Consider the following 19,054-nt stretch of genomic DNA (forward strand, 5'->3'; position numbering starts at 1 on the left):
TTTTTGAAATAACATGAAAACGCTATCATTTGTAATATCCTATAATGAAACTGTAGATTTATACTATACATTGCCCTCATCATAGTAAATGTCGGATCAAGTATCGCTTTTAGTAGGATAATAAGGTGAAAAAATCGGAGGGGGTTGTAACATGTTAAAGAAAAAAGTTCAAATTGGTCGTAAAATGGATGAAATTACAGTAGGAGAGAAATTATCTATCACTGAAAAAATTGAGGATAAAGATTTGTTATTGTACTTAGGGTTAACGAATGATGCCAATCCATTATATATTCAGCATGATTACGCATCCCAAACTCCGTATGAAAAGCCGATTGTACCAAGCATTATGCTAACTGGAATGATTACAACGGCAGTTACGAAATATTTACCAGGTCCAGGTAGTCATATTACGAGAAAGGACCTTACGTTCGTGAAGCATGTTCACCATTATGAAACGTTACAAATCCACTTTGAAGTTGTTGCTGTTTCTGAGGAGGAACATACAATTGATATGCTTGTATCTGCTCATGATGAAAAAGGGGATACTGTTGTGAAAGGTTCATTAACAGTAACGCCACCTTACAAATCAGTCTCTATTATGGAAAAAGCATTAGATAATTTTTAAAACATGGAAATGTGAATAGTGCTAGCATACCTTTCATAAGGGGGCTAGCGCTATTTTTAGTTGAAGAATCCTTCAGTAAATCCTTGAGCGAAATCTGAACAACCTGTTTTAATCGTATCCCAGCTTGGGGCGTTGAATGTAAGAATACACGTTACTATTAAAGATAGAATAGGTAGAACTAGTCGCATAATAGACCTCCATACTATTTATATCTATATATTTACATTAATAATATATAAATTGTTAATGTAAGTCAATGAAAGGAGTGATTTTTAAGGTGAGATGAAAAGATAAGAGAAGCTGAAGTATGGGCGGACGGGGTTGGAAATGAAATGCATGGAAGAGTATTTGATGGGTATGAAACACTAGATTATAAAATAGCGTACGCTGTATCTTTTTCTTAGCGCAAAGTCGAGAATATCATATCCATACGAGTATTGAATTTAATAAAGATATAGAAGTGTATAAAGTATGGATCACTACAAGTTAATTGCGCAATCCGAATCCATGAATAGACAATTATATTGAGAGGGACCTTGTTTTCTAGTATGATGAGAATAACGGGGAAAATACTAGGATGAAGAAGGTTTCAAGTCTATAACTTGGAGGAAAAGAATGAACAATCGTATTTTAGTAGTTGATGATGAGGAGTTTATCTTAACTTTAATCGAATTTAATTTACAACAAGCTGGTTTTGAAGTGATAACAGCGATGGATGGAGAAATGGCGCTTCAAAAAGCGACAACAGAACGTCCAGATTTAATTATATTAGATTTAATGCTTCCAAAAATGGATGGTATGGAAGTATGTAAAGAATTACGATTGCAGCGCGTTATGACGCCGATTTTAATGTTGACAGCAAAAGATGATGAATTTGATAAGGTGCTAGGTCTTGAACTTGGGGCTGATGATTATATGACGAAGCCATTTAGTCCAAGGGAAGTTGTCGCGCGTGTGAAGGCGATTTTACGCCGTACGAAATTACAACAAGAAGAGCAAGTTACAGAATCGTCAGATGAAGAGAGCATTACAATTGCTGAACTTAAAATTTTACCGGAGTTTTATGAGGCTTATTTCCAAGGAAGAAAGCTTGAATTAACACCAAAAGAATTTGAACTACTTGTTTATCTTGCGAAAAATAAAAGTCGCGTATTAACGCGTGATCAATTATTAAGTGCTGTATGGAATTATGATTTCGCTGGTGATACACGAATTGTTGACGTTCATATTAGCCATTTGCGCGATAAAATTGAACAAAATACGAAAAAACCGACGTACATTAAAACGATACGTGGTTTAGGATATAAATTAGAGGAGCCAAAAGGGGATGAATAAATTTCGTTCCAGGCTTCTTTTTACATTTGTTTCTCTTATTGTTTTTATTTTAGTCGGACTCGGTTTATTGCTGGAAACCGTGTTTGAAAACTATTATATAGATCATGCGAAAGAGAGAATGGTAAAAGAGACAGAGTATGTTGCGGTATTAGCAGAAGAACAAGGTTTTGATGATGTTTTAAAAAATCCATATATATTTAAAAAGCTAGAAGAAAAAATTCAGGCTTCTATTGCCTTTGTAGATGAGAAAAAGAAAGTTCAATATAGCGGGGGAGAACCGTCTGCTTTTAGCCAAGGGATAATAAAAGAACTTTCCTCTGAAACAACGAAACAAAGAAATAAAGTCATTACGAAAGAAACAGATCAAAATAATGAATTTTACCATGCGGTGTTCGTGCAAGATGTAGCAGGGAAACAAGGATACATTTTGGTGAAGAGCACAATTGAGCCTTTGAAAGACGTTCATCAAAAAACGTGGGGATTATTAATTATTGGATTCGTTATTGCCTGTCTCGTCGTCGTATTTTTAGGTATGAAAATTACAGGGCAATATATTAGGCCGATTGAGTCCGTTACGAAAGTTGCCATCGAATTAGCGAAGGGTAATTATAAAGCACGCGCTTATGAAAGTCATTCGGATGAAACGGGAATGTTAAGTAAAGCGATTAATATTTTAGCTCGTAATTTACAAGAGATGACACTTGAGCAAGAAATGCAACAAGATCGTCTGCATACGTTAATTGAAAATATGGGAAGTGGAATGATTTTAATTGATAGCCGCGGTTATATCAACCTTGTAAACCGTTCGTATAAGGAAACTTTCCACGTCACAGATGAAGAATATTTAGATCGTTTATATTATGAGTCGTTTCATCATCCGGAAATTATAGAGCTTGTGGAAGAAATCTTTATGACAGAAGTGAAAGTGCGCAAACAAATGTTATTGCCACTTGGAATTGAGCGAAAGCATTTCGAGGTATATGGAGCACCGATTATCGGGACGAACCATGAATGGAAAGGGATTGTCCTTGTATTCCATGACATTACTGAGCTGAAAAAGTTAGAACAAATGAGAAAAGACTTTTTAGCGAATGTTTCCCATGAACTAAAAACGCCGATTACTTCTATTAAAGGTTTTTCAGAAACACTTTTAGACGGTGCTATGGATAATAAAAAATTCTGCGAACATTTCTTGCACATTATTTTAAAAGAAAGTGAACGTATGCAAGGATTAATTGAAGATTTATTAGATTTATCAAAGATTGAGCAACAAGGATTTAAATTGAATATGGGTACCGTTGATATGAAGGGACTTCTTGAAGATATTCATATGGTGCTTGATAATAAAGCGGGAGAAAAAGAAATCTCTTTACAAGTAAATGCATTAAAACGTGTCTCTGTCATTGGAGATCCAAGTCGTTTGCAGCAAATCTTTATTAATTTAATGAATAACGCAATCGTATATACACCGGCTGGAGGCGTTGTTTCTGTAGAATTAGCAGAAGATAAATATAATGCTTATATAAAAGTATCGGATACTGGAATTGGTATTAGTAAAGATGAAATTCCGCGTATTTTCGAACGTTTTTACCGAGTTGATAAAGCGAGAAGTAGAAATACTGGTGGTACAGGTCTTGGGTTATCAATCGTAAAGCATTTAGTCGAGGCCCATCACGGTACGATTACAGTGGATAGTGAAGTAGGAGAAGGGACAACCTTTACAGTTGTTTTACCAAAATCAGCAACTGAAAAATAGGATGAAGGATGTTTACAATATATTAACAATGGCTTAATTAAATATTAATAAAGCTCTGTTAATATAATACATGAAAACCCCTTCATCCAAGGAGTAATTTTGGACGAGAATAGTTAAGCTATTCTCGTCACTTCCCTTTATGCCAATATAAGTCTGTTTTATATATGAAAGAAAATAACCGTTATTTTTCTTCTCTCTATTAGTCATGTTAATATAGAGGGAGGAAAGAAACGGTTTTTTTCTGTGAAAAAAATCATTTCAAATTTGTATGGGGAGGTTTCTGATTTGGAAAAAAAGGTCGTATTAGTAGATGGTAATAATATCGCGTATCGTGCTTTCTTTGCACTACCGCTTTTAAATAACGACAAGGGTATACATACGAACGCAATTTACGGTTTTACAATGATGTTAATGAGAATATTAGAGGAAGAAAAACCGACGCATATGTTAGTCGCATTTGATGCGGGTAAAACAACGTTCCGTCACAAAACGTATAGTGAGTATAAAGGAGGACGTCAAAAGACTCCGCCTGAATTATCAGAGCAATTCCCGTTTATTCGTGAGATGCTCGATGCATTCAACGTACCGCGTTATGAATTAGAAAATTATGAAGCGGATGACATTATGGGAACGCTAGCGAAAGAAGCGAGTGAACAAGGAGCTAGTGTAAAAGTTATTTCAGGAGATAAAGATTTACTTCAACTTGTTTCTGATAACACGCTTGTATGTATTCCTCGAAAAGGGATTACGGAAGTAGACGAATATACGAAAGAAGCTTTATTTGAAAAATACAGCTTATCACCAAAGCAAATTATCGATATGAAAGGTTTAATGGGAGACCAATCAGATAATATTCCAGGTGTACCAGGAGTTGGTGAAAAAACTGCGATTAAATTGTTAACACAGTTTGGAACGGTTGAAGAAGTGTATGAAAATATAGATCAAGTAAGCGGGAAGAAATTGAAAGAAAAGCTGGAAGCAAATAAAGATCAAGCTCTTATGAGTAAAGATCTTGCAACGATTATTACAGACGCGCCGATTACAGTGCATGTGGATGATATGGAGTATAAAGGGTATGAAGCAAGTGATGTCATTCCAATGTTCGAGAATTTAGGATTCACATCTCTTTTAAATAAATTAGGTGTTACGCCAGAAGAAACGGCTCCAGCTGAATTAGATGATATTACATTTGATATTGTGGAAGAAGTTACAGAAGAAATGCTTCAACAAGATAGTGCGCTTATCGTTGAAGTACAAGAAGATAATTATCATAAAGCAGATATTCAAGGTTTCGGTATTCAAAATGAAAACGGATGTTACTTTATTCAGACAGACATTGCACTTAAATCAGATGCTTTTAAAGAGTGGCTTGCAGATGGAGAAATGAGAAAGTATACATTTGATGCGAAGCGTGCGATCGTTGCGCTGAAATGGAACGGTATAGATATGCAAGGGATTGACTTTGATCTATTAATCGCTGCTTACTTACTTGATCCGGCTGATACAGATAAAGATTTCCGTACTGTAGCGAAAATGAAAGAAACGCATGCTGTGAAATCTGATGAAGAAGTTTACGGAAAAGGTGCGAAGCGTGCTGTTCCAGAGTTAGAGATAGTAGCGGAGCATGTAGCTCGTAAAGTGCATGTATTATATGATGTGAAGCAAACATTCGTTGAAGAGTTAGAAAAGAATGAGCAATATGAACTGTTTACAGAGTTAGAATTACCACTTGCACGTGTATTAGCTGATATGGAAGTAAAAGGTGTAAAAGTTGATACAGAACGTCTTCGTAATATGGGAGAAGAACTTGCAGGTAGATTAAAGGAAATGGAACAGGAAATTTATAAGCTGGCAGGAACAGAATTTAATATTAATTCACCGAAGCAGCTTGGTGTGATTCTGTTTGAGAATTTAAACTTACCGGTTATTAAGAAGACGAAAACAGGTTATTCTACGTCAGCTGATGTACTAGACAAGCTGATGGATCACCATGAAATTATTCCAAACATTTTACATTACCGTCAATTAGGGAAACTAAATTCAACTTATATTGAAGGGTTATTAAAAGTTGTACATGAAGATTCATCTAAAATCCATACTCGTTTCAATCAAGTATTAACGCAAACAGGCCGATTAAGTTCAACGGATCCAAACTTACAAAATATCCCGATTCGACTAGAAGAAGGAAGAAAGATTCGTCAGGCATTCGTTCCATCAGAAGAAGGATGGATTATGTACGCGGCAGATTATTCACAAATTGAACTTCGTGTATTAGCTCATATTGCAAATGATAAAGGGCTAGTTGAAGCGTTCCAACATGACATGGATATTCATACAAAAACAGCTATGGATGTATTTGACGTTGAAAAAGATGAAGTAACTTCAAATATGAGACGACAAGCGAAAGCTGTTAACTTCGGAATTGTGTATGGTATTAGTGATTATGGTCTTTCACAAAACTTAGGAATTACAAGAAAAGCAGCAGCGGAATTTATTGAAAAATATTTAGAAAGTTTCCCTGGTGTACAAGAATACATGGATGACATCGTAAAAGATGCGAAACAAAAAGGATATGTAGCTACATTATTAAATCGCCGCCGTTACATTCCGGAAATTACGAGTCGTAATTTTAACTTGCGTAGCTTTGCTGAGCGTACAGCTATGAATACACCAATTCAAGGTACTGCTGCAGATATTATTAAAAAAGCGATGATTATTATGGCAGATCGTTTAGAAGAAGAAGGATTACAAGCGCGTCTTCTATTGCAAGTACACGATGAATTAATATTTGAGGCGCCAAAAGAAGAAATTGAAAAATTAGAGAAGCTTGTACCAGAAGTAATGGAGCATGCAATTGAACTGGCAGTTCCACTGAAAGTTGATTATTCTTACGGTCCAACTTGGTACGACGCAAAATAAGGAAGTGATGAAATGCCTGAATTACCAGAGGTTGAAAACGTCAGACGGACACTTGAAAATCTTGTAACAGGAAAAACAATTGAAGACGTCATTGTTACCTATCCCAAAATAGTAAAACGTCCAGATGATGCAGAAATCTTTAAAGAAATGCTAAAAGGCGAGACGATTGAAAATATAAAGCGAAGAGGAAAGTTTTTGCTTTTATATGTAACGAATTATGTCATTGTTTCACATTTGCGTATGGAAGGTAAGTTTTTACTGCATCAAGAGGATGAGCCAATTGATAAGCATACGCACATCCGTTTCTTATTTACAGATGGAACTGAATTACATTATAAAGATGTGAGAAAGTTTGGTACGATGCATCTCTTTAAAAAAGGTGAGGAAATGAATCAAATGCCTCTTGCTGACTTAGGTCCGGAGCCATTTGATGCTGAATTGACACCACAGTATTTACAAGAGAGATTGCAAAAGACAAATCGTAAAATAAAAGTTGTATTATTAGACCAGCGTCTTTTAGTAGGACTTGGAAATATATATGTAGATGAAGTTTTATTCCGTTCTCAAATTCATCCAGAACGAGAAGCATCATCTTTAACAGCAGAAGAAATTGAGCGAATTTATGAGGCGACTGTTACAACGTTAGGCGAAGCAGTGAAGCGTGGCGGAAGTACAATTCGAACGTATATCAACTCACAAGGGCAAATTGGCTCATTCCAAGAACTTCTAAATGTATATGGAAAAAAAGGAGAACCGTGTGTGACTTGCGGTACGATATTAGAAAAAACAGTTGTTGGTGGAAGAGGAACGCATTACTGCCCAATTTGTCAGCCAAGAATATAGAAAAGAGATAACATCGGATAGGCATTTGTCATATACATACAGCAGAGCTATGTATAAGGGAGGAGCTTACCGATGTACCTTTATTTATCTCTTATTTTATTAGCTTTTACATTAAGCTTAGATAGCTGTAGTGTAGGGCTAACATATGGTTTAAGAAGCGTAAGAATTCCACTAAAATCAATTATAATTATCGGAATGTGTTCAGCGGCTGTTATGCTTGTTTCAATGGGAATTGGACATATGATCGCGAAAGTATTTTCACCTGTTATCGCAACGCGTATCGGTGGGCTTGTTCTTATTGGAATAGGAATTTGGGTATTATATCAATTTTTTCGAAGTGAGAAAAAAGAAGAACCGAAGCAAGAGGAGAAGGTATGGAAATTAGAGATTGCCTCGCTTGGGTTAGTCATTCAAATTTTACGGAAACCGACTGTAGCAGATTTCGATAAATCAGGCACCATTTCTGCAGGAGAAGCGTTACTTCTTGGTATCGCTCTTTCTGTAGATTCATTTGGTGCTGGAATTGGTGCATCTTTATTAGGGTATGCACCTGCTATGATGGCGATATTAGTTGCAGTGATGAGTTCTTTGTTTTTATTTATTGGAATGAAACTTGGAACGGTTTTATCAAATATGAAATGGTTGCAAAAATTTACATTCCTGCCTGGGGTATTACTCATTATTATTGGAATTTGGAAAATGTAAGTACGGGCGTGGAACATTAGTTTCGCGCCTTTTATTATGAGGAGGATTATATGATGACAGTAGTAATTGGATTAACGGGAGGTATTGCAAGCGGAAAAAGTACAGTATCTCAAATGTTTCGCGAGCTAAATATACCAGTTATTGATGCAGATATTATTGCGCGAGAAGTTGTAGAACGAGGAAAGCCAGCATATAACAAAATTGTAGAAGTGTTTGGAACAGAAGTATTACAAGAAGATGGAGAACTAAATCGTCCAAAACTAGGAAGTGTCGTTTTCTATAATGAAGAGAAACGATTGCAGTTAAACAAAATTGTTCATCCTGCAGTGCGTGAGGAAATGAATAGGCAAAAAGAAATGTACATAAAAGAAGGTATGCAAGCGGTTGTGTTAGATATTCCTCTCTTATTTGAAAGTAAATTAACAAGTCTCGTTGACCGCGTTTTAGTTGTAGCAGTTAAGCCACATACGCAATTAGAACGTTTAATGAAGCGAAATAATTTTTCAGAAGAAGAAGCAACAGCTCGTATTCAATCTCAAATGCCGTTAGAAGAAAAAGTGAAACATGCAGATGAAGTGATAAATAATGATGGCACAATTATGGGAACGAAAACACAATTACAGGGGATTTTAAAGAAATGGAACATTATTGACTAAAAAATTGTGAAATTAATGAAAATGCTTAGTGACATATCCCCTTTTTGTGTTATACTATTATTGGGATTGGAGATAAATAGTATAACGCATTCAAGGGGGATAACATATTATGACTCGTGTGGCAATTAATGGATTTGGACGTATTGGGAGAATGGTATTTCGTCAGGTAATAAAAGAAAGCGCATTCGAAATTGTAGCAATCAATGCAAGCTATCCATCTGAAACGTTAGCACATTTAATTAAATATGATACAGTTCACGGCAAGTTTGACGGAACAGTAGAAGCATTTGAAGATCACTTATTAGTTGATGGGAAAATGATTCGCCTTTTAAACAACCGCGATCCAAAGGAATTGCCTTGGACAGATTTAGGTGTTGAAGTTGTAATTGAAGCAACTGGTAAATTTAATTCAAAAGAAAAAGCAATTCTTCACGTTGAAGCTGGAGCGAAAAAAGTTATTTTAACAGCGCCTGGTAAAAATGAAGATGTAACAATTGTAGTAGGTGTGAACGAAGACCAATTAGATATTACAAAACATACTGTTATTTCAAATGCATCTTGTACAACAAACTGTTTAGCGCCTGTTGTGAAGGTGTTAGATGAGCAGTTTGGAATTGAAAACGGTTTAATGACGACAGTTCACGCTTATACAAATGACCAAAAAAATATTGATAATCCACATAAAGATTTAAGAAGAGCACGTGCTTGCGGACAATCAATTATTCCGACAACGACAGGTGCTGCGAAAGCGCTAGCAAAAGTTCTTCCACATTTAAATGGAAAACTTCATGGTATGGCACTTCGTGTACCAACACCAAACGTGTCTCTTGTTGACTTAGTAGTAGATGTAAAACGTGATGTAACAGTTGAAGCTATTAACGATGCATTCAAAACTGTTGCAAACGGTGCGTTAAAAGGCATTGTAGAATTCAGCGAAGAGCCTTTAGTATCTATTGACTTTAATACAAATACACACTCAGCTATCATCGATGGTTTATCTACAATGGTAATGGGTGATCGTAAAGTGAAAGTGCTTGCTTGGTATGATAACGAGTGGGGCTACTCTCGTCGTGTTGTAGATCTTGTAACGTTAGTTGTGGATGAATTAGCGAAACAAGAAAATGTGCAACATATTTAAGTGAATAAGGAGAGGGCAAGTGAATATTTGCCCTCTTTTTTTTATTTTTTTCTGAAAAGGAAAAAAATTATATAAGTATATTTTTAGAAGTGGACATACCACGAAGTGTTGGGATTACTGCATTCGTGAATCATTTATTTTTTTTAGGGAAAAGTAAAGAGGAAAATATGACAGAAAATCGAAAAAACTGTTGTTGCAAAATGAAAATAAACAAAGTATACTAACACTCGTAAACTTAAGAGCTGAGGTACGTAGTCACTACTTAAAGGGTTAGGACCTCTCTGGACTAACTTTCCCCCGTGGTAGTGGAGCAAGCCAAATTGCAAATTAGTTTTCAATTCGAACAGTTAGAATAAATTTACAAGGGGGAACTGTAGAATGGATACTATGGATACGATGGGTCGTCACGTGATCGCTGAACTTTGGGATTGCGATTTCGACAAGCTTAATGACATGCCGTATATTGAACAATTATTTGTGGATGCAGCACTAAGAGCTGGTGCTGAAGTGCGTGAGGTTGCTTTCCATAAATTTGCACCACAAGGTGTAAGTGGAGTAGTAATTATCTCGGAATCACATTTAACAATTCATAGCTTTCCGGAGCACGGTTACGCAAGTATTGATGTTTATACTTGTGGGGATCGTATTGATCCAAATGTTGCTGCAGAATATATTGCAGAAGGTTTAAACGCGAAAACGCGTGAGAGCATCGAGCTTCCTCGAGGCACTGGTAGCTTCGAAATTAAGCAGAGAGAAACAAAAGCTCTTTAAAAAAGAACATAATTGATTTAAAATGTAAAGAGGTGTATAATGCACCTCTTTTTTAGTTTATAAAAAAGGGAAAATATGACGTACTCGTTAGTTGAATAAATGGAGCTCTTACGAATAAGTTAACGCCCTATCGACCATCTTATTTTTGAAAACGAGATGATAAAATAATCCGCTTAAACTTAAAGTGGTAAGAGAGTTAAAATGAGTTATATAATAATGTATATATATTGTCAGATGAAGTAAGTAGAGAAAAAATAAAGAGTATAGTGTAAAGGAGTGAATATATTGCGTTGTCCATCCTGTTCTCATAATGGTACAAGAGTGTTAGATTCGCGTCCGGTAGACGAGGGGCGCTCTATTCGAAGAAGGAGAGAGTGTGAAAGCTGTTTAAGCCGCTTTACGACATTTGAAAGAGTGGAAGAGTCACCTCTTATCGTTGTAAAAAAAGAAGGAACACGAGAAGAGTTTAATAAAGAAAAGATTTTACGTGGCTTAATTAAAGCGTGCGAAAAAAGACCAGTATCTTTAAGACAATTAGAAGAAGTAACTCAAAGTGTGGAACGTGAACTTCGTAATTTAGGTATATCAGAAGTGAAAAGTGATATGATTGGTGAAATTGTTATGGAAGAACTGCGTGATATCGATGATGTTGCTTACGTGCGTTTTGCTTCTGTATATCGCCAATTTAAAGATTTAAATGTATTTATTGAAGAATTAAAAGATATACTGCAAAAAGAAAGAGAGTAGCATCTGTATCGTATTCTCTTTACATACCGTAAGTAATGAGATAAGAGAGCTAGAAGCGAAAGCTAATAGCTCTTTTTCGCTAATAAATTATATAGTGAAGATTGGATGAGAGAAAGGAAAGCAAGAATGGAAAAACAGTCATGGATGGAGCTATTGCCGATTGATCGTTATAAAGTAAGTGCGAAAGGGTTACTGCATAATTACGACCGAAAAGTGTTAACGATGTTATATCAGCCGTTAATAGGTAGTAGAGCTTTTAGCTTGTACATGACGCTATGGGGAGAGTTAGAACAAGATCGTGTGTTTGGAAAAGAGAATACGCATCATTCCCTTATGGTGACCATGCAAATGCAACTTCCCGAAGTGTATGAGGAACGAGTAAAGTTAGAGGCAATTGGGCTTTTGAAAGTATATATTAAGAAAGAAAAAGATATTCGAATGTTTATATATGAGCTGCAACCACCTTTATCTCCGAAGCAGTTTTTTGATGATATTGTTTTAAGTATCTTTTTATACAATCGATTGAGTCGGACAAAATATAATCAAGTAAAACAATATTTCTTAGAAGAAGAATTTGATTTTGTATCGTATGAAAATGTTACGCGTTCTTTTAATGATGTGTTTGGTTCGTTTAATCCAGGACAGCTTGAGCATGCGCAAGAAGACCTTCGTATTCCAAAAACGACAGCTATGCCAAGTAATGAAAAGGGAGACGCTCCAAAAGTTTGGAATGATTTCTTTGATTTCTCTTTATTTGTAGATGGCTTATCCGCTCTTGTCCCTAAAAAGGCGATTACAGATCAAGTGCGAGAATGTGTCATTACGCTTGCTTACGTGTATGATGTAGATGTGTTATCGATGCAAAATATCGTTCTTGGTGCGGTGACAGAGGTGCAGACAATTGATATCGAAAGGCTTAGAAAAGGAGCACGTGATTGGTATCAGTTCGAAAACGGCCAAGCGTTACCTGTATTAAGTGAAAGAGTACAGCCTCACGCTGCACGTATGATGAAAGAAAAAGAGCCTTCATCGCAAGAAGAGATGTTAATCAAACAGTTAGAGGAAATCTCACCAAAACAACTATTGAAAGAAATCTCTGGCGGTGCAGAGGCAACGAAGGCTGACTTGCAAATCGTTGAAGATGTAATGATCAATCAAAAGTTAACACCAGGTGTTGTGAATGTACTTATTTATTACGTTATGCTACGCTCAGATATGAAACTTGCGAAAACGTATGTGGAGAAGATTGCTGGACATTGGGCACGTAAAAAGGTCGGTACAGTAGCTGAAGCGATGGCATTAGCGAAAGAAGAAAATCGTCAATATCAAGAATGGGCTGAGACGAAGAAGAAAGGTCGTACGTCGAAGAGAACAGTACGAAAAGAAATGGTACCAGATTGGCTGAAAGAAGAGCCGAAAGAACAAGAGAAAGAAACTGTGAAAAAAGATGTAAATGCTGAAAAAGGTGCAAGTACGTTAGAGGACGAACGAAAACGATTAGAAGAAGTGTTAAAAAAATATAAGCGTGATTAATAGAAGAGAATGAACGCTCTTTGAGGTGAGAAAATGGAGCATATTCAAAATTCATTTGCAAAGTTAATGGAAAATGAAAATTTTAAAAATAGATATGAAGTATTAAAGGCGGAAGTAATGGCACATCCGCGTGTGAAAGAATTTATAGACGAACATAAAGGGGAAGTAACAACGTCTATGATTGAACGCAGTCTTGTGAAATTATACGAATATATTGGACAAAGTGTAGGTTGCGCGGATTGTCCGGATCTAGGTTCGTGTAAAAACATGCTGCAAGGATATGAGCCAAAGCTCGTTATCCAAGGGAAGATGATTGATATTCAATATGATCGTTGCGTTAGAAAAGTAGCATATGACGAGAGGAAGAAATATGAAAAGCTCGTTCAAAGTGTATATATGCCAACTGATATTTTAAAAGCAACGATGGAAAACTTAGACCCTTCAGATTTAGATGCGCGTATTGATGCAATTGGTGCAGCTAATGAGTTTTTAAGTACATATGAACCTGGTAAAAAAGTACAAGGTTTATATTTGTACGGTAAATTTGGTGTAGGGAAAACGTATTTGTTAGGAGCAATTGCGAATGAGCTTGCTCGAAAGAAAATAAGTTCGATGCTTGTATACTTCCCTGAATTTCTACGTGAAATTAAAAGTTCGATTCAAGATAATTCGATTGGGGAAAAGATTGATGCAGTAAAACGCGTACAAGTTTTAATGTTAGATGATATTGGAGCAGAAGCGATGTCAAGCTTTGTACGTGATGATGTACTCGGTGCAATTTTGCAATTCCGTATGTTAGAAAACTTACCGACGTTCTTTACGTCTAACTTTGATTTTAAACAGCTAGAACATCATTTAACATATACGCAGCGCGGTGAAGCGGAAGAAATGAAAGCAGCTCGTATTATGGAGCGAATTAAATATTTAGCGAAACCAATTCCGATTGGCGGGAAAAACCGTCGTCATAAGTAAAGAGTAAGCTGAGAAGCTTGCTCTTTTTTTGTAGTTAAACGCTTTTTAAAGTAGTCGAATTATAAAATGAAAAGTTCTTATTGAAAATTCCTAGTAGCTTGTATCATTTTTTTCTCCCTCCCTTAATATATATAAAATTAGCAAGCCATATCGAGTGGATTTTCTAACGATAGGAAAGGTAATTCTACTAAGAGTGAACTTTCACGCGGGACGGACTCTTATAGGATTTGTAACGTATAGATACAGTCCTTTAGAGCAGGGATAAAAGGGGGGACAAAAGTGATTGAAATTTGCTTCGAAGAAAAAAATGATGCTATGCACGTATATAGACAACTACTGAAAAGAGCGGAACTGTTATATAAGGAAACGAGTGTGTATTTACAGGGACAAAAAGTGGTGATTCACATACCAGTATGTGAATCAAATTATATTGAAAAGATTTTATTGCCAGTAATGGTATATTTCATTGTGAATGTGAAACAAAATGAGTGGATATATACAATATTAAAAGAGAAGTTTTTTTATGAAGAAGAGGAAGAGTGCCATCAAATATTGCATATGGCACAAGAGATTTTAAAAGGAAGAAGAAAAGGAATTGCTCGTGAATTAACACGTCACACATTTGAATCATATATTAAATCCTCTTTAAATAACTGGCTTTGTGATCCACTTTCATTCTCGTTTTCATCATATGTTCGTTTTCGTCTTCGTACATATAGGGAAATGGTAGCTAAGCTTGCTGAAGTGGCGATTGATGAGTATAAGTTGGAACAAGAATATCAAATGTTTATTGAAACGCTTCGGCAACAAGTTCGTAGCCGGAAATCACGTTTGTCATGTGTACATCTTATTTTTGATGAAAGTTTTATTTTCTATGATGATAAAGGTAGACGTTTAAAACAAGAGAAATTGGTTCAATATATAGATGAAGACTTATTAAAACAAAAGGATGTATATATTGATACGAAAGTAATTGCACCACTTCTGTCTATTTCGCCGAAAAAAATTTATTTATATACGAAAGAACAAGACCATAATATGATTATTACTTTGCGAAATGTATTTCAAGAACGGGTACAATTACATGGATTACATGAGTTTGAGCGCAATGTGAAAAATTTAAAAAATAAAGGTAACGCCCTTGATTTTCTAAGTTTTTGAGCATATAATTACCTACATAAATGAAATATATTGAAATGTCATGATGAGGACATGAGTAGTTTTCTACGATTTTCAGAGAGGGAAGCCTTAGGGTGTGAGCTTCCTAGTACGGGATTATTACTTACCACCTCTAAACTTTAGCAGTGAACGGTTTTTCTAGTAATTGCTAACGGACAACACCGTTATGTTGAACTTGAGCAATTAACAATAAGGTTAATTGGAACAAGGGTGGAACCACGAATTCAACACTCGTCCCTTTTTACGGGATGAGTGTTTTTTATTTTGAGAAAAAGAGGAGTGACCAGTGATGGCAGATGTAGTTAAAATTACTTTCCCTGATGGAGCTGTGAAGGAGTTTCCAAAAGGCGTAACAACTGAAGAAATCGCAGCTTCTATTAGCCCAGGCTTAAAGAAAAAAGCTGTGGCTGGAAAATTAAATGATGAGATGATTGATCTTGTTACACCAATCGAAGAAGATGGTGCAGTTTCTATCATTACATTAGATTCTGAAGATGGCTTATATATTTTACGCCACTCAACAGCTCACCTTTTAGCGCAAGCGTTAAAACGTTTATATAAAGATGTTAAGGTTGAGCTTGGCATTGGTCCAGTAATTGAAAATGGCTTCTACTACGATATTGATATGGAAGAAGCAATTACAGTTGAAGACTTCAAGAAAATCGAAAAAGAAATGCAAAAAATTGTGAACGAGAACTTAGAAATCGTTCGTCATGAAGTACCACGTGCAGAAGCAATTCGTCGTTTTGAAGAAATCGGCGATGAGTTAAAATTAGATTTAATTAACGATCTTCCAGAAGATGCAGTTATTTCAATCTATGAGCAAGGCGAATTCTTCGACCTTTGCCGTGGTGTTCACCTTCCATCTACAGGGAAAATTAAAGTATTTAAATTATTAAGCGTTGCGGGTGCTTACTGGCGCGGCGATAGCAATAATAAAATGCTACAACGTATTTACGGTACTGCATTCGTTAAGAAAGCAGAATTAGATGAGCACTTACGCATGCTTGAAGAAGCGAAAGAGCGCGATCACCGTAAATTAGGTAAAGAATTAAAACTATTTACTAATAGCCAAAAAGTAGGACAAGGTTTACCACTTTGGTTACCAAAGGGTGCAACAATCCGCCGCATTATCGAGCGTTACATCGTTGATAAAGAAGCAAGCTTAGGCTATGATCACGTATACACTCCAGTACTAGGAAGCAGAGAGCTTTATGAAACTTCTGGTCACTGGAACCACTACCGTGATGGTATGTTCCCATCAATGGAAATGGATAATGAAGAGTTAGTTCTTCGTCCAATGAACTGTCCTCACCACATGATGGTTTATAAAAACGATATTCACAGCTACCGTGAATTACCAATCCGTATTGCGGAACTTGGAACAATGCACCGCTATGAAATGTCAGGTGCGTTATCTGGATTACAACGTGTACGCGGAATGACTTTAAACGATGCGCACATTTTCGTACGCCCAGATCAAATTAAAGAAGAATTAAAACGTGTTGTAAACTTAACTCTAGAAGTGTACAAAGATTTCGGTTTAGAGAACTACTCATTCCGTCTATCTTATCGCGACCCAGCAGATACTAAAAAGTACTATGCTGATGATGAGATGTGGGAAAAGGCACAAGGTATGTTAAAAGAAGCTATGGATGAAATGGGTCTTGATTACTATGAAGCTGAAGGTGAAGCGGCATTCTACGGTCCAAAACTTGACGTTCAAGTTCGTACTGCTCTTGGAAAAGACGAAACACTTTCAACTGTACAATTAGACTTCTTACTTCCAGAACGCTTTGAATTAGCTTACGTTGGTGAAGACGGTAAACAACACCGTCCAGTTGTAATTCACCGTGGTGTTGTATCAACTATGGAACGTTTCGTAGCCTTCTTAATTGAAGAATACAAAGGTGCATTCCCAACTTGGTTAGCTCCAGTTCAAGCGCAAGTAATTCCAGTTTCTCCGCAAGTACATTTAGACTATGCGAAGAAAGTACAAGATGAATTACGCCGTGCTGGTATCCGTGTTGAATTAGATACTCGTGAAGAGAAAATTGGTTACAAAATCCGTGAAGCACAAATGCAAAAAATTCCGTACATGCTTGTAGTAGGTGACAATGAAGTAACTGAAAACGGCGTAAACGTACGTAAATACGGTGAACAAAAATCAGAAACAATCGCATTAGATGCTTTTGTTGATATGATTAAAGTAGAAGGAAAACGATAAGAAAAAGCCGCGGTATACCGCGGCTTTTCTATGTAATATGAGTAAGGAAATTTAGAAAAAAAAACCATGTAACACTTATCGTAAAAAAGTATTGCAAGTATGTTAGTTGTTTGTTACAATATTTCTTGTTGTTAGTAAAACACATCGCGTCTTCTTGACAGACGTCATGTCCTATGATAAACTCATCAAGGATAATAGAATATTGTTTTGTGGAACAAGTAGAAGCACCCGCTTCTCACCTGATGGACGCATTCGCAGTTTACAGGTAAATGTATTTCTTACTTAAGATTTTACAAGTGTGGGTGTCGTATGCCCGCACTTTTTTTGTCGGGTTCTATGACTACAAACTATGTTCTGAGAAAACCTTGGAGGTGGCTTACTATTAGCAAGGATATGATGATTAACGAGCAAATTCGTGCACGTGAAGTACGTTTAGTTGGTGCAAATGGCGATCAACTTGGAATCAAGTCTCGTAATGACGCTTTAGACTTAGCTGCAAATCTTAATCTTGATTTAGTATTAGTTGCTCCAAATGCGAAACCGCCAGTATGCCGCATTATGGACTACGGTAAATTCCGCTTTGAGCAACAGAAGAAAGAAAAAGAACAGCGCAAAAATCAAAAAGTAATTAGCATGAAAGAAGTTCGTTTAAGTCCAACAATTGATGAACACGACTTTAACACAAAACTTCGTAATGCTATCAAGTTTTTAGAGAAAGGCGACAAGGTTAAAGCGTCAATTCGCTTTAAAGGACGTGCCATTACTCATAAAGAAATCGGTCAACGTGTTTTAGATCGCTTCTCAGAAGCTTGTGCTGAAGTTAGTACAATCGAATCTAAGCCTAAAATGGAAGGACGCAGTATGTTCTTAGTTTTAGCACCGAAAAACGATAAGTAATAGATAGAGGAGGAAATACCTATGCCTAAACAAAAAACTCATCGCGGCGCTGCAAAGCGTTTCAAAAAGACTGGATCAGGTAAACTGAAACGTTCTCACGCTTACACAAGCCATTTATTCGCTAACAAATCTACAAAAGCTAAACGTAAACTACGTAAAGCTGGTGTAGTAAGCGCTGGTGACTTCAAACGCATTCGTCAAATGCTTGACAACTTAAAATAAGTTCGGCTGATATATAGAACAATTAGGAGGTAATATTATGCCAAGAGTAAAAGGTGGTACAGTTACTCGTCAACGTCGTAAAAAAGTAATTAAATTAGCAAAAGGTTACTACGGTTCAAAAAATACATTATTCAAGGTTGCTAACCAACAGGTTATGAAATCTCTAATGTATGCATTCCGTGACCGCCGTCAAAAGAAACGTGACTTCCGTAAATTATGGATTACACGTATCAATGCAGCAGCTCGTATGAATGGTCTTTCTTACAGCCGCTTAATGCACGGTCTTAAAAATGCTGGCATCGAAGTTAACCGCAAGATGCTTGCTGACTTAGCTGTTCATGACGAAAAAGCTTTCGCTGAATTAGCAACAGTTGCAAAAAACAACATTAACTAATTAATTAGTTGAAACCTTAGAAGATTTTTCTTCTAAGGTTTTTTTATTTGTATGCAAAGAGAAGTGTGTCGTTATCGATATGACAAAATCAATATAAAAGTTATAGCAATATAGAAGAATATGCATATGAAGTCA

General features: G+C 36.2%; 18 protein-coding genes and 2 other annotated features. Of the genes, 17 read left to right on the forward strand and 1 reads right to left on the reverse strand.

Annotated elements, in window-relative coordinates:
* The first annotated feature begins 151 nt into the window (after positions 1 to 151).
* Entirely contained in the window at positions 152 to 625 is a 474-nt protein-coding gene (locus QCI73_RS04675) for a MaoC family dehydratase (protein WP_000914178.1), read from the forward strand.
* 56 nt (positions 626 to 681) lie between these two features.
* Here QCI73_RS04675 and QCI73_RS04680 read toward each other — a convergent pair whose 3' ends face one another.
* Positions 682 to 813, reverse strand: coding sequence for a hypothetical protein (locus tag QCI73_RS04680; protein WP_016718644.1), 132 nt, complete (start codon positions 811 to 813; stop codon positions 682 to 684).
* Between the two features lie 427 nt (positions 814 to 1,240).
* On the opposite strand from QCI73_RS04680, the gene phoP reads away from it, so the two are divergent.
* From phoP to rplT, 16 genes are all read left to right on the forward strand, one after another.
* The gene (gene phoP / locus QCI73_RS04685) at positions 1,241 to 1,960 is read left to right on the forward strand and encodes a two-component system response regulator PhoP (protein ID WP_001065225.1); all 720 of its coding nucleotides are present in this window, start codon (positions 1,241 to 1,243) and stop codon (positions 1,958 to 1,960) included.
* Positions 1,953 to 3,716 (forward strand): sensory box histidine kinase PhoR, encoded by a 1,764-nt coding sequence (phoR, locus tag QCI73_RS04690; RefSeq protein ID WP_048557715.1) that lies wholly within the window; start codon positions 1,953 to 1,955, stop codon positions 3,714 to 3,716. Before phoP ends, phoR begins: the two co-directional genes overlap by 8 nt.
* 285 nt (positions 3,717 to 4,001) lie before the next feature.
* Positions 4,002 to 6,635, forward strand: a complete 2,634-nt coding sequence (gene polA, locus QCI73_RS04695) for a DNA polymerase I (protein ID WP_353822579.1) — start codon at positions 4,002 to 4,004, stop codon at positions 6,633 to 6,635.
* Positions 6,636 to 6,647: 12 nt separating this feature from the next.
* Entirely contained in the window at positions 6,648 to 7,478 is an 831-nt protein-coding gene (gene mutM / locus QCI73_RS04700) for a DNA-formamidopyrimidine glycosylase (protein ID WP_353822580.1), read from the forward strand.
* A 72-nt stretch (positions 7,479 to 7,550) separates the two neighbouring features.
* Positions 7,551 to 8,183 carry a sporulation membrane protein YtaF gene (gene ytaF / locus QCI73_RS04705; RefSeq protein ID WP_242299341.1) on the forward strand — a complete coding sequence of 211 codons (633 nt, stop codon included), beginning with the start codon at positions 7,551 to 7,553 and terminating at the stop codon, positions 8,181 to 8,183.
* Between the two features lie 53 nt (positions 8,184 to 8,236).
* The gene (coaE, locus tag QCI73_RS04710) at positions 8,237 to 8,839 is read left to right on the forward strand and encodes a dephospho-CoA kinase (RefSeq protein WP_353822581.1); all 603 of its coding nucleotides are present in this window, start codon (positions 8,237 to 8,239) and stop codon (positions 8,837 to 8,839) included.
* A 109-nt stretch (positions 8,840 to 8,948) separates the two neighbouring features.
* Positions 8,949 to 9,977 (forward strand): glyceraldehyde-3-phosphate dehydrogenase, encoded by a 1,029-nt coding sequence (locus tag QCI73_RS04715; protein WP_353822582.1) that lies wholly within the window; start codon positions 8,949 to 8,951, stop codon positions 9,975 to 9,977.
* 387 nt (positions 9,978 to 10,364) lie between these two features.
* The gene (gene speD / locus QCI73_RS04720; protein WP_002003660.1) at positions 10,365 to 10,748 is read left to right on the forward strand and encodes an adenosylmethionine decarboxylase; all 384 of its coding nucleotides are present in this window, start codon (positions 10,365 to 10,367) and stop codon (positions 10,746 to 10,748) included.
* 285 nt (positions 10,749 to 11,033) lie between these two features.
* A complete protein-coding gene (gene nrdR / locus QCI73_RS04725) occupies positions 11,034 to 11,495 on the forward strand; it encodes a transcriptional regulator NrdR (protein WP_001203687.1) in 462 nt (153 codons plus the stop codon).
* A gap of 126 nt (positions 11,496 to 11,621) precedes the next feature.
* Positions 11,622 to 13,028 carry a replication initiation and membrane attachment family protein gene (locus QCI73_RS04730; protein ID WP_353822583.1) on the forward strand — a complete coding sequence of 469 codons (1,407 nt, stop codon included), beginning with the start codon at positions 11,622 to 11,624 and terminating at the stop codon, positions 13,026 to 13,028.
* Between the two features lie 33 nt (positions 13,029 to 13,061).
* Positions 13,062 to 14,000: a primosomal protein DnaI gene (gene dnaI, locus QCI73_RS04735; protein ID WP_353822584.1), complete on the forward strand. Its 939-nt coding sequence runs from the start codon at positions 13,062 to 13,064 to the stop codon at positions 13,998 to 14,000.
* Between the two features lie 279 nt (positions 14,001 to 14,279).
* The gene (gene ytxC / locus QCI73_RS04740; RefSeq protein WP_000569622.1) at positions 14,280 to 15,161 is read left to right on the forward strand and encodes a putative sporulation protein YtxC; all 882 of its coding nucleotides are present in this window, start codon (positions 14,280 to 14,282) and stop codon (positions 15,159 to 15,161) included.
* Positions 15,162 to 15,192: 31 nt separating this feature from the next.
* Positions 15,193 to 15,421, forward strand: a binding site (T-box leader).
* Between the two features lie 47 nt (positions 15,422 to 15,468).
* The gene (gene thrS, locus QCI73_RS04745; RefSeq protein WP_000786081.1) at positions 15,469 to 17,406 is read left to right on the forward strand and encodes a threonine--tRNA ligase; all 1,938 of its coding nucleotides are present in this window, start codon (positions 15,469 to 15,471) and stop codon (positions 17,404 to 17,406) included.
* Between the two features lie 210 nt (positions 17,407 to 17,616).
* Positions 17,617 to 17,737 (forward strand) — a sequence feature (ribosomal protein L20 leader region).
* A 62-nt stretch (positions 17,738 to 17,799) separates the two neighbouring features.
* A complete protein-coding gene (gene infC, locus QCI73_RS04750; protein ID WP_000973214.1) occupies positions 17,800 to 18,303 on the forward strand; it encodes a translation initiation factor IF-3 in 504 nt (167 codons plus the stop codon).
* A 21-nt stretch (positions 18,304 to 18,324) separates the two neighbouring features.
* Entirely contained in the window at positions 18,325 to 18,525 is a 201-nt protein-coding gene (gene rpmI / locus QCI73_RS04755) for a 50S ribosomal protein L35 (protein WP_001125945.1), read from the forward strand.
* Positions 18,526 to 18,562: 37 nt separating this feature from the next.
* Positions 18,563 to 18,919, forward strand: a complete 357-nt coding sequence (gene rplT / locus QCI73_RS04760) for a 50S ribosomal protein L20 (protein WP_001138362.1) — start codon at positions 18,563 to 18,565, stop codon at positions 18,917 to 18,919.
* Positions 18,920 to 19,054 lie beyond the last annotated feature (135 nt).

This window comes from Bacillus cereus group sp. MG16, assembly GCF_040459875.1.
Lineage (GTDB): Bacteria > Bacillota > Bacilli > Bacillales > Bacillaceae_G > Bacillus_A > Bacillus_A paranthracis.

What these genes read in the sequence shown, in the direction of transcription:
- ytaF (WP_242299341.1), top strand. Translation starts at nt 7,551, where the DNA reads ATGTACCTTTATTTATCTCTTATTTTATTAGCTTTTACATTAAGCTTA.
- QCI73_RS04675 (WP_000914178.1), top strand. Translation starts at nt 152, where the DNA reads ATGTTAAAGAAAAAAGTTCAAATTGGTCGTAAAATGGATGAAATTACA.
- phoP (WP_001065225.1), top strand. Translation starts at nt 1,241, where the DNA reads ATGAACAATCGTATTTTAGTAGTTGATGATGAGGAGTTTATCTTAACT.
- infC (WP_000973214.1), top strand. Translation starts at nt 17,800, where the DNA reads ATGATGATTAACGAGCAAATTCGTGCACGTGAAGTACGTTTAGTTGGT.
- speD (WP_002003660.1), top strand. Translation starts at nt 10,365, where the DNA reads ATGGATACGATGGGTCGTCACGTGATCGCTGAACTTTGGGATTGCGAT.
- mutM (WP_353822580.1), top strand. Translation starts at nt 6,648, where the DNA reads ATGCCTGAATTACCAGAGGTTGAAAACGTCAGACGGACACTTGAAAAT.
- thrS (WP_000786081.1), top strand. Translation starts at nt 15,469, where the DNA reads ATGGCAGATGTAGTTAAAATTACTTTCCCTGATGGAGCTGTGAAGGAG.
- rplT (WP_001138362.1), top strand. Translation starts at nt 18,563, where the DNA reads ATGCCAAGAGTAAAAGGTGGTACAGTTACTCGTCAACGTCGTAAAAAA.
- QCI73_RS04680 (WP_016718644.1), bottom strand. Translation starts at nt 813, where the DNA reads ATGCGACTAGTTCTACCTATTCTATCTTTAATAGTAACGTGTATTCTT.
- QCI73_RS04715 (WP_353822582.1), top strand. Translation starts at nt 8,949, where the DNA reads ATGACTCGTGTGGCAATTAATGGATTTGGACGTATTGGGAGAATGGTA.
- rpmI (WP_001125945.1), top strand. Translation starts at nt 18,325, where the DNA reads ATGCCTAAACAAAAAACTCATCGCGGCGCTGCAAAGCGTTTCAAAAAG.
- dnaI (WP_353822584.1), top strand. Translation starts at nt 13,062, where the DNA reads ATGGAGCATATTCAAAATTCATTTGCAAAGTTAATGGAAAATGAAAAT.
- phoR (WP_048557715.1), top strand. Translation starts at nt 1,953, where the DNA reads ATGAATAAATTTCGTTCCAGGCTTCTTTTTACATTTGTTTCTCTTATT.
- coaE (WP_353822581.1), top strand. Translation starts at nt 8,237, where the DNA reads ATGACAGTAGTAATTGGATTAACGGGAGGTATTGCAAGCGGAAAAAGT.
- QCI73_RS04730 (WP_353822583.1), top strand. Translation starts at nt 11,622, where the DNA reads ATGGAAAAACAGTCATGGATGGAGCTATTGCCGATTGATCGTTATAAA.